16 protein-coding genes are annotated in these 13,049 nt (G+C 44.4%); 3 read left to right on the top strand and 13 right to left on the bottom strand.

Annotated features, from left to right (window positions below):
- Positions 1–12: 12 nt before the first annotated feature.
- The 6 genes from C805_RS14755 to C805_RS14730 are packed head-to-tail and all read right to left on the bottom strand — an operon-like array spanning position 13 to position 3,601.
- Positions 13–351 carry a YlbF/YmcA family competence regulator gene (locus tag C805_RS14755; RefSeq protein WP_016214677.1) on the bottom strand — a complete coding sequence of 113 codons (339 nt, stop codon included), beginning with the start codon at positions 349–351 and terminating at the stop codon, positions 13–15.
- 22 nt (positions 352–373) lie between these two features.
- Complete coding sequence (locus C805_RS14750; RefSeq protein ID WP_016214676.1) at positions 374–2,038, bottom strand: ribonuclease J; 1,665 nt, start codon at positions 2,036–2,038, stop codon at positions 374–376.
- A 37-nt stretch (positions 2,039–2,075) separates the two neighbouring features.
- Positions 2,076–2,531 carry a Fur family transcriptional regulator gene (locus C805_RS14745; RefSeq protein WP_016214675.1) on the bottom strand — a complete coding sequence of 152 codons (456 nt, stop codon included), beginning with the start codon at positions 2,529–2,531 and terminating at the stop codon, positions 2,076–2,078.
- 44 nt (positions 2,532–2,575) lie between these two features.
- The gene (locus C805_RS14740; protein WP_016214674.1) at positions 2,576–2,836 is read right to left on the bottom strand and encodes a DUF1292 domain-containing protein; all 261 of its coding nucleotides are present in this window, start codon (positions 2,834–2,836) and stop codon (positions 2,576–2,578) included.
- A gap of 42 nt (positions 2,837–2,878) precedes the next feature.
- On the bottom strand, positions 2,879–3,328 hold the full coding sequence (gene ruvX, locus C805_RS14735; protein WP_016214673.1) for a Holliday junction resolvase RuvX: 450 nt from the start codon (positions 3,326–3,328) through the stop codon (positions 2,879–2,881).
- Between the two features lie 9 nt (positions 3,329–3,337).
- The gene (locus tag C805_RS14730; protein ID WP_016214672.1) at positions 3,338–3,601 is read right to left on the bottom strand and encodes an IreB family regulatory phosphoprotein; all 264 of its coding nucleotides are present in this window, start codon (positions 3,599–3,601) and stop codon (positions 3,338–3,340) included.
- 296 nt (positions 3,602–3,897) lie between these two features.
- Here C805_RS14730 and C805_RS14725 point away from each other — a divergent pair, with 296 nt between their 5' ends.
- Together C805_RS14725 and C805_RS14720 are read left to right on the top strand one after the other, a co-directional pair.
- Positions 3,898–5,658 carry an Rqc2 family fibronectin-binding protein gene (locus C805_RS14725; protein WP_016214671.1) on the top strand — a complete coding sequence of 587 codons (1,761 nt, stop codon included), beginning with the start codon at positions 3,898–3,900 and terminating at the stop codon, positions 5,656–5,658.
- A 169-nt stretch (positions 5,659–5,827) separates the two neighbouring features.
- Complete coding sequence (locus C805_RS14720) at positions 5,828–6,031, top strand: alpha/beta-type small acid-soluble spore protein (RefSeq protein ID WP_016214670.1); 204 nt, start codon at positions 5,828–5,830, stop codon at positions 6,029–6,031.
- Between the two features lie 71 nt (positions 6,032–6,102).
- Here C805_RS14720 and recG read toward each other — a convergent pair whose 3' ends face one another.
- The 3 genes from recG to C805_RS14705 are packed head-to-tail and all read right to left on the bottom strand — an operon-like array spanning position 6,103 to position 10,333.
- Entirely contained in the window at positions 6,103–8,241 is a 2,139-nt protein-coding gene (gene recG, locus C805_RS14715; protein WP_016214669.1) for an ATP-dependent DNA helicase RecG, read from the bottom strand.
- An 18-nt stretch (positions 8,242–8,259) separates the two neighbouring features.
- Positions 8,260–9,963, bottom strand: coding sequence for a DAK2 domain-containing protein (locus tag C805_RS14710; RefSeq protein ID WP_016214668.1), 1,704 nt, complete (start codon positions 9,961–9,963; stop codon positions 8,260–8,262).
- A gap of 13 nt (positions 9,964–9,976) precedes the next feature.
- Complete coding sequence (locus C805_RS14705) at positions 9,977–10,333, bottom strand: Asp23/Gls24 family envelope stress response protein (protein WP_016214667.1); 357 nt, start codon at positions 10,331–10,333, stop codon at positions 9,977–9,979.
- 333 nt (positions 10,334–10,666) lie between these two features.
- On the opposite strand from C805_RS14705, the gene rpmB reads away from it, so the two are divergent.
- Positions 10,667–10,852, top strand: coding sequence for a 50S ribosomal protein L28 (rpmB, locus tag C805_RS0105345; RefSeq protein WP_022751123.1), 186 nt, complete (start codon positions 10,667–10,669; stop codon positions 10,850–10,852).
- A 187-nt stretch (positions 10,853–11,039) separates the two neighbouring features.
- Here the strand turns inward: rpmB and C805_RS14700 are convergent, their stop codons facing one another.
- Genes C805_RS14700 through C805_RS14685 form a run of 4 tightly spaced genes read right to left on the bottom strand, consistent with a single transcriptional unit; the run spans position 11,040 to position 13,044 of the window.
- A complete protein-coding gene (locus tag C805_RS14700) occupies positions 11,040–11,249 on the bottom strand; it encodes a hypothetical protein (protein WP_155957620.1) in 210 nt (69 codons plus the stop codon).
- 4 nt (positions 11,250–11,253) lie between these two features.
- Positions 11,254–11,691, bottom strand: coding sequence for a GerW family sporulation protein (locus tag C805_RS14695; RefSeq protein WP_016214665.1), 438 nt, complete (start codon positions 11,689–11,691; stop codon positions 11,254–11,256).
- A 16-nt stretch (positions 11,692–11,707) separates the two neighbouring features.
- Positions 11,708–12,706, bottom strand: a complete 999-nt coding sequence (locus tag C805_RS14690; RefSeq protein ID WP_016214664.1) for a hypothetical protein — start codon at positions 12,704–12,706, stop codon at positions 11,708–11,710.
- Positions 12,688–13,044 (bottom strand): hypothetical protein, encoded by a 357-nt coding sequence (locus tag C805_RS14685; RefSeq protein ID WP_016214663.1) that lies wholly within the window; start codon positions 13,042–13,044, stop codon positions 12,688–12,690. Before C805_RS14685 ends, C805_RS14690 begins: the two co-directional genes overlap by 19 nt.
- Between the last annotated feature and the right edge of the window lie 5 nt (positions 13,045–13,049).

The following is a 13,049-nucleotide window of genomic DNA, read 5'->3' as shown; positions in this document are numbered from 1 at the left end:
TTCCGGATGAACTTACTCAAATCCAAGATCAAACTCAATTTCTTCCATAAGACGGTAATTGATATGCTGCACCATGCGGCATACTGCGAGTTCTGCCGCAAGATATTCATTTACATAAGGTTCTGCCCGCAATGGAGCAAATTCCCGCTCCAGACGGTCCGTTTCCGTAAATAAATCCACATCTCTGCGCATATGCAGTTCAAAATTCCTTCTGCGGAATTCATGGATTGCCTTTTCTTTTTCCGGATCTGCATGAACCAGTTCCCGTATCCTTTGATATTCCGCATATTCCTGACTGTTTTTCACTGCATATACCAGTGCTTCCAGATTTTTCTCTATTATCCGATCCATACTGAACCTCCAACATGAACCTTCAGACTTCCATAATAATCGGCATGATCATGGGTCTGCGTTTGGTCTTTTTCCAGACAAATTCTCCCAGCTCATCCTTGATTTCCGTTTTAATCTTGCCCCAGTCCGTAATATTACGCTCCATGCAGTATTCCATGGCGCCGTCCAGCACTTTTTTGGCCTCGTCCATCAGACTTTCCGCACCTCGTACATACACAAAGCCCCGGCTGACAATATCCGGTCCTGCCAGCACCTGGCCGCTGCCGGATTCCAGTGTCATTACCACAATAATAATTCCGTCTTCTGCCAGATGCTGCCTGTCTCTGAGCACGATATTTCCCACGTCGCCCACGCCAAGGCCATCCACCAGTATAGATCCCACCGGAACCTGCCCGGTAACTTCCGCACCGTTTTCATCCAGCTCCAGCACATTTCCGGAGGAAAGGATGAAAATATCTTCCTTCTTAAAGCCAAGTTCTTCCGCGATCGTAGCCTGTGCACGCAGATGTTTGTATTCTCCGTGAACAGGAACTGCATACTTTGGCTTCACCAGAGAATAAATCAGCTTGATTTCCTCCCGACAGGCATGTCCGGATACATGGGCATCCTGGAAAATCACTTCCGCCCCTTTCATAAACAGTTCATTGATTACATTGGACACGGCTTTTTCATTTCCCGGTATGGGATTGGAACTGAAAATTATGGTATCTCCAGGTTTAATCGTTACTTTTTTGTGCAGGCTTGCCGCCATCCGTGACAAAGCTGCCATGGACTCTCCCTGACTTCCGGTGGTGATAAGCACCGTCTGTTCATCGGGATAATTTTTCAGCTGCTCTATATCAATCAGGGTATTTTCCGGTATCTGCAGATACCCCAGTTCTGTGGCCGTGGTAATAATATTTACCATACTGCGGCCCTCCACCACAACCTTGCGGCCGAATTTATAAGCAGAATTGATAATCTGCTGTACACGGTCCACATTAGAAGCAAAGGTTGCAATGATAATTCTGGTATTGGAATGATCTGCAAAAATATTGTCAAAGGTCTTTCCCACGGTACGTTCCGAGTTGGTAAATCCCGGCCGCTCTGCATTGGTACTGTCGCACATCAGCGCCAGTACGCCCTTTTTGCCGATTTCTCCAAACCGCTGCAAGTCAATGGCGTCACCGAATACCGGTGTATAGTCCACCTTAAAGTCTCCCGTATGCACTACAATTCCCGCCGGCGAATAGATTGCCAGCGCCGCAGCATCCTGAATACTGTGATTTGTCTTGATAAATTCCACCCGAAAACAGCCCAGATTGATATGCTGCCCGTATTTTACCACCTTGCGCTTTACTTTGGAAAGCATATTGTGCTCCCGCAGTTTGTTATCTATAATACCGATGGTCAGCTTTGTTGCATAAATTGGTACATTGATATCCCTCAGAATATAGGGAATGGCTCCGATATGGTCCTCATGGCCATGGGTAATAAAAAATCCTTTTACTTTCTCGATATTATTCCTCAGATAGGTAACATCCGGAATTACCAGGTCAATACCCAGCATATCATTTTCCGGAAAAGACAGACCGCAGTCCACCACAATAATACTGTCTTCGTATTCAAAGGCAGTAATGTTCATTCCAATCTGCTCCAGTCCGCCTAAAGGAATGATTTTCAATTTTGAATTATGTTCTTTTTTCAACTTGCACCTCCAAATGCTGTGCAGGTTCCCTCGCTTTTCACTGACATTCCTGTCCCTGTTTCAGACATGATTCACAATAGCCGTAAAACTTTACCTCATGGTTGATAACCTGAAAAGAAGCTGACTCTCTGATACGTTCCTCCAGCTCCTCTAACAGGTCGTCCCAAAAAGATATTACTTTTCCACATTCCAGACATATTAAATGATGGTGGCGGTGCGCCTCTTTTTCACCAATTTTTCCAATTTCATAACGCACGCATCCATCTCCAAGCTGCACACTTTCCACCAGGTCCAGCTCCGATAGCAATTGTATGGTCCGATAGACAGTCGCCAGCCCGATTTCCGGGAACTCTGCCTTCACTGTTTCATATATTTCTTCCGCAGTCAGGTGTTTATCCTCACAGGATGACAGTGCTTCCAGTACCAGAATTCTCTGCCTGGTCTTTTTCAATCCATGTTCCTTCAAAATCTTTTCAAAATCTTCCCGGAGCATCGCAACACCTTTCTGTAAAATTCATATTTTCAGATTCCTTCGTACTACATGGTCAGCTCCACGTCTTCCAGAATTTCGCCAAAAATTCTGGACATATATTCCAGTTCTTCCTCAGATTCCACCATTTCATACACGATATCTTCATTTTCTTCCTGTGATATTTCCTTTAAAATAAAGGCGTCACAGTCGCCGTCTTCCTCTTCTGTAACAAGCAGATAATTCACCCCATTAATTCTGGTCTGCTCTACCACATAAAACTCCATAGACTCCCCGCTGTGAGGAGCCTGAAATACTACTTTTTCCATTGATTCTGTCCTTTTATTCCAACTTTGCTGTTTCGTCTTTCCCTATTCTGAATTTCCTGATTTTTCCGCCTGAAATGCCCGCGCATCCAGATACCCCTGTAAAATCAGTACAGCGGCAATCCTGTCCACATGGCTCTTCCGGTGTTCTCTGCGCACGCCGCCCTCCATCAGGCTCCGCTCTGCTTCCACGGTAGTAAGCCTTTCATCCCACAGCACCACCGGCAGATTACAGCGCTTTTTCAGCAGTTCCTGAAATTCCAGTGTACTGCGGCAGCGTTCCCCTTCCGTATTATTCATATTCTTCGGAAATCCCAGTACGATTTCCTCCACCTGATATTCCTCTGTCAGTTCCTGAATCCTTGCAAGTGTCTGCCGGAGTTTTCCCGGCGATTTCCGCTGAATGGTTTCGATTCCCTGGGCAGTAACCAGTAATGCATCACTTATGGCAACACCCACGGTCCTGGAACCAAAATCAAGCCCCATAATGCGCATCCTGACCTCCTATCCCCAGGAGTTGCTCTGGATATACCGGCGCAGAATCTCTTCCACCAGCTCGTCCCGCTCTACTTTCATAATCAGGCTTCTTGCATTCCGATGGCTGGTAATGTAAGTAGGGTCTCCGGACATAATGTATCCCACAATCTGGTTCACCGGATTGTAGCCCTTCTCCCGCAAAGCACTATATACAATTTCCAGCACATCGTCAACCCTTATCTGCTGTTCCTTCTCCACTTTAAAATATTGAGTATTGTTTTTATCCTGCATCTTTTCACGCCCTTGTTGAATGTAATTACCTTTGTCCAAAACAATTGTCTGCTGTATCCACTTTTGTATTTGAACAAATGTAATTCCTTTCTGCTCTTTCGTTCTTAGAATATTTCTTTTATCTATTCTAATACAAATGTTCGGAAAATTCAATCCATATTTTTTTTTATTCCATTTTTCAGAAATTTGAGCTATACTGTTATAGTCTCGTATTTTCATGAAAAGGTTCAGGTACCGGCACATATGCGGCATAAAAGGCGCCTTTTGCACCTGAATGATAAAAAAGGAGAACTATCATGGCTTTTGACGGAATTGTTATTGCAAATTTAGTAAAAGAACTGAATGAAACAGTCAGAAACGGAAGGATCAGCAAAATTGCCCAGCCGGAAAATGACGAACTTCTGCTCACGATAAAAACTTCCAGAACAGAAGCGGCTGCAAAAAGCGGACAGGTGCGGCTGCTGTTATCCGCAAGTCCTTCCCTGCCCCTGATTTACCTGACCCAGGCCAACAAAACCAGTCCCCTGACAGCACCGAATTTCTGTATGCTGCTCAGAAAACATATTGCAAACGGAAAAATAACGGGCATTCACCAGCCCAATATGGAGCGTATCATCAATTTTGAAATTGAACATCTCAATGAACTGGGAGATCTCTGTCACAAAGTTCTCATTGTTGAGCTGATGGGAAAACACAGCAACATTATTTTCTGCGATGAAAACAAAAACATTATCGACAGTATCAAACATATTTCCGCCCAGGTCAGCTCTGTCCGTGAAGTGCTCCCTGGAAGAACTTATTTTATCCCGGAAACACAGGAAAAATCCAATCCTCTGACGGAAACACAGGATTCTTTCTATAAGAATGTATACGGCAGGCCCCTTCCGGTGCAGAAGGCAATTTACACCGCCTGCACGGGCATCAGCCCTGTGATTGCTTCTGAGCTCTGTTTCCGCGCTTCTGTAGACGGAGACCGGCCTGCGCAAGCGCTGTCAGAAGAAGAAAAATTCCATCTTTTCCACCACTTTTCCTGGATGATGGAGGATATACGGGAAGGAAACTTCCATCCAAACCTGATTAATAATGGAAAAGAACCGGTGGATTTTTCAGCAGTGGAACTGAAACAGTACGGAGATTTCACAAAAACAGACTGTACTTCCATCTCAGAAGTGCTGGAGACTTTTTACGCTGCCAGAAACGTATACACCAGAATCCGGCAAAAATCTGCAGATCTTCGCAAAATCGTGAACACTCTGTCAGAGCGGAGCCGAAAAAAATACGATTTACAGCAAAAACAGTTAAAAGATACGGAAAAACGGGAAAAATATAAAGTATACGGAGAACTCATCAACACTTACGGATACAATCTGGATGAAAATGCCCAAAAACTGGAAGCTCTCAATTACTACACAAATGAAATGATTTCCATTCCTCTGGACAATCAGCTTACACCTCAGGAAAATGCCCGGAAATACTTTGACCGCTATAACAAATTAAAGCGCACTTATGAGGCGCTGACGGAACTGCTAAAGGAAACGCAGGAAGAAATGCTTCATCTGGAATCCATTTCCACCTCCCTGGACATTGCCGTTTCCGAGGAGGATCTGACCCAGATAAAAGAAGAACTTGTACAGTTTGGCTATATCAAAAAGAAACACACCGGCAAAAAAGAAAAAATAAAAAGCCGGCCTTTCCACTATCTTTCCTCTGACGGTTATCATATGTATGTGGGAAAAAATAATTTTCAGAATGAAGAGCTTACCTTTAAATTTGCCCTGGGAAATGACTGGTGGTTCCATGCAAAGGGAATGCCGGGCTCCCATGTGGTGGTTAAAACCAACGGTGACGAACTGCCGGACCGCACCTTTGAGGAGGCGGGACGCCTGGCTGCCTACTATTCTGACGGACGCGGAACAGACAAGGTGGAAATTGACTACATTGAAAAAAAACATGTGAAAAAACCCAACGGAAGCAAGCCGGGATTCGTTGTGTATTACACCAATTATTCTCTGGTTGCCTCTCCTGACATTACTGATATCCAGCTGGTTGCCGACTGACGTTTCGTGGAATTTTCTGTTAAAATCGGAAAGAACTGCATGTCTAATCCTGATTTCTGTGCATATACTATCCTCGTAACCAACGGGTTACATTTTATCATCTGCGGATGATTCACACATGAAAAAACAGAAAATATTTCAGAAACAAAAGACAACAGGAGGTAACGATATGTCTAATTCATCTAACAGAGCGGTAGTACCGGAAGCAAAAAGTGCATTGGATAAGTTTAAATTCGAAGTTGCGAATGAAATCGGCGTGCCTTTAAAAGAGGGTTACAACGGAGACTTAACCTCTAAACAGAATGGTTCTGTCGGCGGTTATATGGTGAAGAAAATGATCGAAGCCCAGGAAAAACAGATGTCTGGCAGATAACAGGAAACTTCCGTTTATACTCAGACAATCAGAAAACAGGTGTCAGAATAATCTGGCGCCTGTTTTTCTCTTTACAAATTTACTGTTTCGGCCTGACGGAACAGATACCCCTGTATCTGTTCCCGGATTCTCTCATGTCCTGGCTGCATAAGCTGCCGGTCTTCTGCCAACAGCAGATTTGCCTCCTCCGATGCCTGTTTTAACAGATCGGCATTCTGATAAATATCACCCAGACGGAATTCCAGAAGCCCGCTCTGGCGGATTCCAAAGAAATCCCCCGGTCCCCGCAGTTTCAGATCTTCTCCCGCTATGAAAAATCCATCGTTGGATTTATTCAGGATTTCCAGACGTTTTTTTGCCTTCCCGGAGTCAGTAGTATTAATCATAATGCAGTAGGACTGTGCCTCTCCTCTGCCCACCCGGCCCCGAAGCTGATGAAGCTGGGCCAGACCGAACCGCTGAGCATCCTCTATCATCATCACTGTGGCATTGGGCACATTAACGCCCACCTCAATCACCGTGGTGGACACCAGCACCTGTATCTCATTACGGGCAAACTGCTCCATAATCAGATTCTTCCTGCCGGATTTCATTTTTCCATGCAGGGATTCCACCACAATCCCGGAGGGAAGCTGTTCCTGCAGAATTCTGGCGTAATCCGTCACATTTTCGGCCTCCAGGCCTTCACTTTCTTCCACCAGCGGACAGATAACATAAGCCTGATGCCCCATGGCAATTTCTTTTTTCAGAAAATCATAAGAAGTATTGCGGGAATTTTTTCCCACAACGCAGCTTTTTACCGGAAGCCTTCTGGCCGGTACTTCATCTATCACGGATATGTCCAGATCTCCATATAAAATAATAGCAAGGGTTCTTGGAATAGGGGTGGCGCTCATAACCAGAACATGGGGCTGGGAACCTTTGAGAAACAATGTTTCCCGCTGTTTTACTCCAAACCGGTGCTGCTCGTCTGTGATAACCAGCGCAAGATTGTCATAAAGAGCCTGCTCCTGTATCAGGGCATGGGTTCCGATAATCATGGCGTTGGCATACAGCTGCATCCGCTCATAAGCGTGGCGTTTTTCCTTTTTTGTCAGGGAACCGGTCAAAAGAATAACAGGAATCCGCAGCCCATGCTGTTCACAGAGTTCTGTAAAGGTCTGATAATGCTGCATGGCCAGCACTTCCGTAGGAGCCATCAGCGCCGACTGATAACCTGCCTGAGCCGCATCCAGCATGGCCAGAAAGGCAATAATGGTTTTTCCGGAGCCCACATCTCCCTGTACCAGACGCTGCATAACCTTCCTGCCTCGTAAATCCTGACGGATTTCCAGCAGAGTACGTTTCTGGGCTTCCGTCAGCTGGTAAGGAAGCTGCTCCATTACAGAATCAGCCCACAGCCTCTGTGACTCCACGGAAGATTCCGAAGCCTGCTTCTCTGACTCTGTACCTGATTCAGACAGTTCCAGCGGAAGAAAGGAAAATTCATTCAGCACTTCTTCCATCTGCTCTTTCTGTATACCTGCCGAAAGGATAAACTGGAAAAATTCATCAAAAATCAGTCGTTTTCTTGCCTGTTCCAACGCCTCTTCACTTTCCGGAAAATGAATATTCTCCAGGGCAAAATTATATTCTGCCAGATGACGCCGCATTCTGATATCCTCTGGCAGATAATCCCGCGACAAATCCAGTTCTTCCAGAGCTTTCCGGATGGTCTGTGAGAGCTTGTTTTTGCCAAGTCCCGCTGTCAGGGGATAGCAGGGCCACAGGCATTCCTGCATAGATTCGTATTTCTCCGGTAAAAGCACCTGCGGCTGTTCCATATGAAACTGACTGCCTTTTCTGGAAATTTTCCCCAGAAATACAAACCATGCTCCAGGTTTCAGGGTATTTTTCAGATAAGGCATACGAAACCATACCAGATCTGCTTTCACGTCCTGCTCCTGAAGAATCAGGGAGGTCACCTGCATACTGCGGGCTGCCCGCACTACAGGAGTTTTATCAATACGTGCCGCCACTGCGGCAGTTATCTCAGTTTCTTTTACAAGTTCCGGCAGTTCCGACAGGGGGGTAATGGGCGGCAGCTTCTCATAATCTCTGGGATAATGAAGGAGTATATCACCAATGGTGTATACTCCCAGATTATGAAATAACTGTTCTGTTTTCGCTCCAATCCCTTTCAGCGTGCCGATACCCGATGTTTTCTCCATGGGATTGCTCCTTTGCTGTTATTCTACGGAAATCACATAATAATAAACGGGCTGTCCACCGAAATGTACCTCCACTTCACAGTCAGGATATGTTTCCTCCAGTTCGGAGCCTAACTGCCTGGCAGTTTCTTCCTTGATTTCCTCTCCATAATAGATACTGATAATTGCTGACTCTTCATCCACAAGCTGAGCCACCAGCTCTCTGATTACCGCATCCATGTCTTTGCCCACAGAGAGGATGGAACTGTCGCCCATACCCATATAGTCTCCCTGTCGGATGGATTTATCATCAATCAGAGTGTCACGCACCGCATAGGTCACCTGTCCGGTTTTTACAGTGGAAAGTTCTTCTGTCATCCGCGCCGCATTTTCTTCCGGGCTGCTGTCCGGCATGAAATTAATCAGGGCTGTAATTCCCTGAGGTACCGTTTTGGTTGGAATCACAAATATATTTTTCTCTTCAATCAGAGATGCTGCCTGATTTGCCGCAAGTATGATATTTTTATTGTTTGGCAGGATAAAAATATTATCCGCATTCACATCCTCGATGGCATTGAGCATATCCTCGGTGCTGGGGTTCATGGTCTGGCCGCCGGCAATAATATAATCTACCCCCAGTCCTTTAAAAATCTCATTGATTCCCTCACCAATGGATACGGAAATAAAGCCCATGTCTTTTTTGGGCGCCTTCTGAGCCTCTGCAAGGGCGTCTTTCTCCGAACGTTTCTTCTCATCTGCCATTTTCTGTTCTGCTGCGGCTTTTTCTGCATCCTTAATCAGTTTCTCCTGATGCTCTTCCCGCATATTATCAATCTTCATCTTACTCAAAGAGCCATATTCCAATGCCCGCTGAATGGCAAGTCCCGGGTCATTGGTATGTACATGGACCTTTGTAATCTCATCATCTGCAACCACTACAATGGAATCTCCGATAGATTCCAGATACGCCTTGAAATCCATCTCTTCTTTCTCTTCCATGGGATGGTTTAATACAATGATAAATTCTGTACAGTAACCAAATTTAATATCCTGCTCTGTCTGCTGAGAAATTTTCACCACACCGCTTCCGGCAGATGGCGTCTCAATCGTATAGTCAATTTCTTTTCCCATCAATGCGTCATAAGCGCCTTTTAATACGGTAACCAGACCCTGTCCGCCGGAGTCCACCACGCCTGCCTGTTTCAGAACCGGGAGCATCTCCGGGGTCTGGCTCAGCACATAATCTGCATGTCTGATAACCTCATCCATAAACACTGCAAGGTCATCGGTTTCCCCAATCAGTTCCAGCGCCCTGTCCGCGCCTCCTTTGGCCACCGTAAGAATGGTGCCTTCCTTTGGCTTCATAACTGCCTTGTAGGCTGTCTCCACCGCCTTCTGCAGCGCGTCGCATAAAATAACCACGTCAATAACTTCATATTTGCTGATTCCTTTGGTAAATCCACGGAACAGCTGAGACAGAATAACACCGGAATTACCTCTTGCCCCCCGCAGAGAGCCGGAAGAAATTGCTTTGGCCAGAGAAGCCATATCCGGTGATTCTCCCAGATTGCTCACCTCTGTGGCTGCCGACATAATCGTCATGGTCATATTAGTTCCCGTATCTCCGTCCGGTACGGGAAATACATTCAGTTCGTTAATCCATTCTTTTTTCGCTTCCAGATTTTTGGCCCCGGCCAAAAACATTTTTGCAAGTAACGGTGCATCTACTGTAGTTATCGCCACTTTTCTTTCCTCCTTAATCAATCACTCTGACGCCTTCAACAAAGATGTTGATTTTCTCGATTTCCATACCGGTAAACTCTTCTACGCGATACTTCACCGTACTGATCAGATTATCAGAAACAGTAGAAATACTTACTCCATAAGAAACAATTACATGAAAATCCAGGGTAATCCTGTTATCTTTCAAAGTAACATTTATTCCATGATTCAGGTAATCCTTTTTCAGAAGTCTCACCAGACCATCTTTCATATTCACAGCAGCCATGCCTACAATCCCAAAACATTCCACTGCCACAGAACCTGCGTAAATTGCAATTACATCTGTATCAATCAACACTTTTCCGTATTGTGTGTCCACTTGTCCTTTCATAACATAACCTCCAACATTATTGAGTAACCGGAAATACCCTTTCAGGCTTAATTACCACGTATTTTTCCTCGTTAAACCATCAGAACCTCTTTCAGATTTTCATACTTCTGACTCGAAAAAACACTCCGTATTTTTCCTCGTTAAACCATAAAAAACTGTTTCACAGTTTTTTATGGTTTATATTATAACCGTTTTTACAGGAAAATGAAACAATATTTTCTCTTTTTATAAAAAATTCATTTTTCCCTTGCATTCTGTCCATCTTTCTGTTAGAATGACTTTGTTGTGAGTTCATACAGGATATGGCTTAATATAGCGCAGGGAGGTGCAATTATGGCAAAATGCAGTGTTTGCGGAAAAGCTGCACATTTTGGAAAAAATGTCAGCCATTCTCATAGAAGATCCAACAGAATGTGGAAATCCAATATTAAATCCGTAAGATGTAAAGTAAACGGAGCCTCTAAGAAGATGTATGTTTGTACTTCTTGCTTAAGAAGCGGAAAAGTTGAAAGAGCTTAGTTGTTCTTGCCTTCAGAAAGAATCTCACAAGTGGGATTCTTTTTTTATCTTACAGGAAAGACCTTGTCACGCTAACGCGTGAAAGGGTCTTTCCTGTAAGATAAAAATAATATGCGCACTCGCACAAGAGGTAAAATATTGCTTCGCAATTGTGCTCGGCGCGCCAAAGTGAACACTCTGCAATCTTTCAGCAGCAGAAAAGATTATATCCCAGCAACAGCAGTACAAGGATAATCAGTATTCCAAGCACTTCATTTGGCAGAAAAATCATAATTGCCATTCCCACCGCTATCCAGAACAGAATAAAACCAATCAGACGTTTCATGCCATCACCAAAAAGAGCATATATTACTTCTAATATATGCTCTCCGGTCAAAACAATTCCGGTGAAATTCACACGTTTATGCTTCTGTTTTCTCATCTTTTGGAATATTTAACTTTTCTGCCAGATCCTGAGCTGCTGCTTCCCTGGCCTCTTCTTCTGCTTTGGATTTTTTCCTGGCAGAATTTTTTTCCGTAAATTTATTTACCAGTTCCGGTACCATATCCAGAATTTTGGTAATGCTGTCCTGATTTTTAACATTTACCAGTTTGGTTACACCGTTCTGGATTACCAGTACAGCGCTTGGGGTAATTCTTCCGCCCAGTCCTCCGGCAGCATTATTCTTCTTATCATGGCAGAATGCCCCTGCTCCCACGCCGAACGAAACTTCTATCAGGGGAAGAATAATCGTATCTCCAATGTGCACTGCCTCTCCCACCACTGTTTTCGTGGTAATGAAACTGTCCATTCCTTTAAATAACGACTGTACCGTTGTGTTAAAATTATTTTCCTGCATGGTATAAAACCTCCTGTTATCCTCTTAGATTTGTTATTAGTTGTCGTATATTTTTATCTTTAATCATCCGGAATCCGGAAACCAGTACATGCAATGCCCGGACATGGCCTTTGACCGTGAGATTTCCTTTCAGATAAAAAACCTCTGACGCAAAATCCGGCGTCACAACAATTCTATATCTGCTCCATCCGGGAAAAAGGCTTATGGCGCCCAGCACTTTTCCTGTCTGATCCGGATTCCCCATGGCAAATCTTACCGTACCATATACCTTTTTGGGGGAATAATGGCGCAGCAGATATCGAAATTCACCCAGCAGAAGCCGGAAAGCATTTTGATTAGTTTCTTCCAAAATCATGTTTTTTATGTTCTCAATCTGCTCTTTCACCGTGGCGGCACCGGTTTTCACACCCTCTGCCCTCTGTCCTGGCCCCCGAAATCTTTTTTTCGCGCCTGAAGTTCCTGTCTTCCGTTTGCCGCGGGAACCTTTTTTCCGGCTCCATCCCTTTCTGGTCTGTTTTTTCTTTTCCTCTGTATCTGTTTCTTCTGACAAAAGCATGTCCGAATCCGGCAAAAGCTCCGTCTGTTCTGTCCGGACAGAATCGTTCGTATCCTTCTGTATTTCTTCCGGCAGAGAAAGAACTTCTGTTTTTTCGGAAAAAGATTCTCCTGTTTCTTCGGAAAAAGGTTCTTCTGTTTCCCTGTCACCGGATTCTTCCGATTTTTTCTTTTTCCTGTTATCTGATTTTTCTTTTTTCTTTTTATCTGGCTTTTCCTTATCAGTTGAAATGGGAATTCCCAGAATACGCAGCCGGAAAGAAATATCCTTCTGCCTGTAAAAAACCCGTATATCCACCAGATGAAACAGCCAGTGAATGACAGCTTTCCCTTCCGCCTCATCCTGCACTTTTATATTGAAACCATACCGGACCGGAACCGACAGGAATACAATAATCATCAGCAGCAGGAGAGCCAGAATAATTCCCAGTATCTTAAGAATCAGGAACAGGATTTCCATTTATGCCCTTTCCTGAGCTGCTCTCTGTGCTTTTCCAGAAAGTATTCTCTTACTTTGAAATCTCCGGTCTTCTGGTATACGTCCATTACAATCATTCCTGCCAGCTCCATGGCATTTTCATACCCCTTATCCACCCCTACAATCAAAAGCTCTGATTTGGGATAATATTTCTGCATCAGCTCCCAGGACGGAATAATATCCAGCAGGTTTCCGGGACTGCTGCTGACTGCAATCACATAAATCTCAATCTGACCTGCATGGTGGAGGATTTTCCATTTTATTCTTTCCTTTTTCCCTGCGATACTTTCTCCCGCATAATATTCCTTATACCAAGTCATGAATC

Source organism: Eubacterium sp. 14-2, from assembly GCF_000403845.2.
Taxonomy (GTDB): Bacteria; Bacillota; Clostridia; order Lachnospirales; family Lachnospiraceae; genus Petralouisia.
Note: the sequence above shows the minus strand (reverse complement) of the source record. Positions and strands in the feature narration are given on the sequence as shown.

Bases quoted from the DNA above. Each gene is read 5' to 3' on its own strand.
- C805_RS14755 (WP_016214677.1), bottom strand. From the start codon at position 351: ATGGATCGGATAATAGAGAAAAATCTGGAAGCACTGGTATATGCAGTG.
- C805_RS14745 (WP_016214675.1), bottom strand. From the start codon at position 2,531: ATGCTCCGGGAAGATTTTGAAAAGATTTTGAAGGAACATGGATTGAAA.
- C805_RS14740 (WP_016214674.1), bottom strand. From the start codon at position 2,836: ATGGAAAAAGTAGTATTTCAGGCTCCTCACAGCGGGGAGTCTATGGAG.
- ruvX (WP_016214673.1), bottom strand. From the start codon at position 3,328: ATGCGCATTATGGGGCTTGATTTTGGTTCCAGGACCGTGGGTGTTGCC.
- C805_RS14730 (WP_016214672.1), bottom strand. From the start codon at position 3,601: ATGCAGGATAAAAACAATACTCAATATTTTAAAGTGGAGAAGGAACAG.
- C805_RS14725 (WP_016214671.1), top strand. From the start codon at position 3,898: ATGGCTTTTGACGGAATTGTTATTGCAAATTTAGTAAAAGAACTGAAT.
- C805_RS14720 (WP_016214670.1), top strand. From the start codon at position 5,828: ATGTCTAATTCATCTAACAGAGCGGTAGTACCGGAAGCAAAAAGTGCA.
- recG (WP_016214669.1), bottom strand. From the start codon at position 8,241: ATGGAGAAAACATCGGGTATCGGCACGCTGAAAGGGATTGGAGCGAAA.
- C805_RS14705 (WP_016214667.1), bottom strand. From the start codon at position 10,333: ATGAAAGGACAAGTGGACACACAATACGGAAAAGTGTTGATTGATACA.
- rpmB (WP_022751123.1), top strand. From the start codon at position 10,667: ATGGCAAAATGCAGTGTTTGCGGAAAAGCTGCACATTTTGGAAAAAAT.
- C805_RS14695 (WP_016214665.1), bottom strand. From the start codon at position 11,691: ATGCAGGAAAATAATTTTAACACAACGGTACAGTCGTTATTTAAAGGA.
- C805_RS14690 (WP_016214664.1), bottom strand. From the start codon at position 12,706: ATGGAAATCCTGTTCCTGATTCTTAAGATACTGGGAATTATTCTGGCT.
- C805_RS14685 (WP_016214663.1), bottom strand. From the start codon at position 13,044: ATGACTTGGTATAAGGAATATTATGCGGGAGAAAGTATCGCAGGGAAA.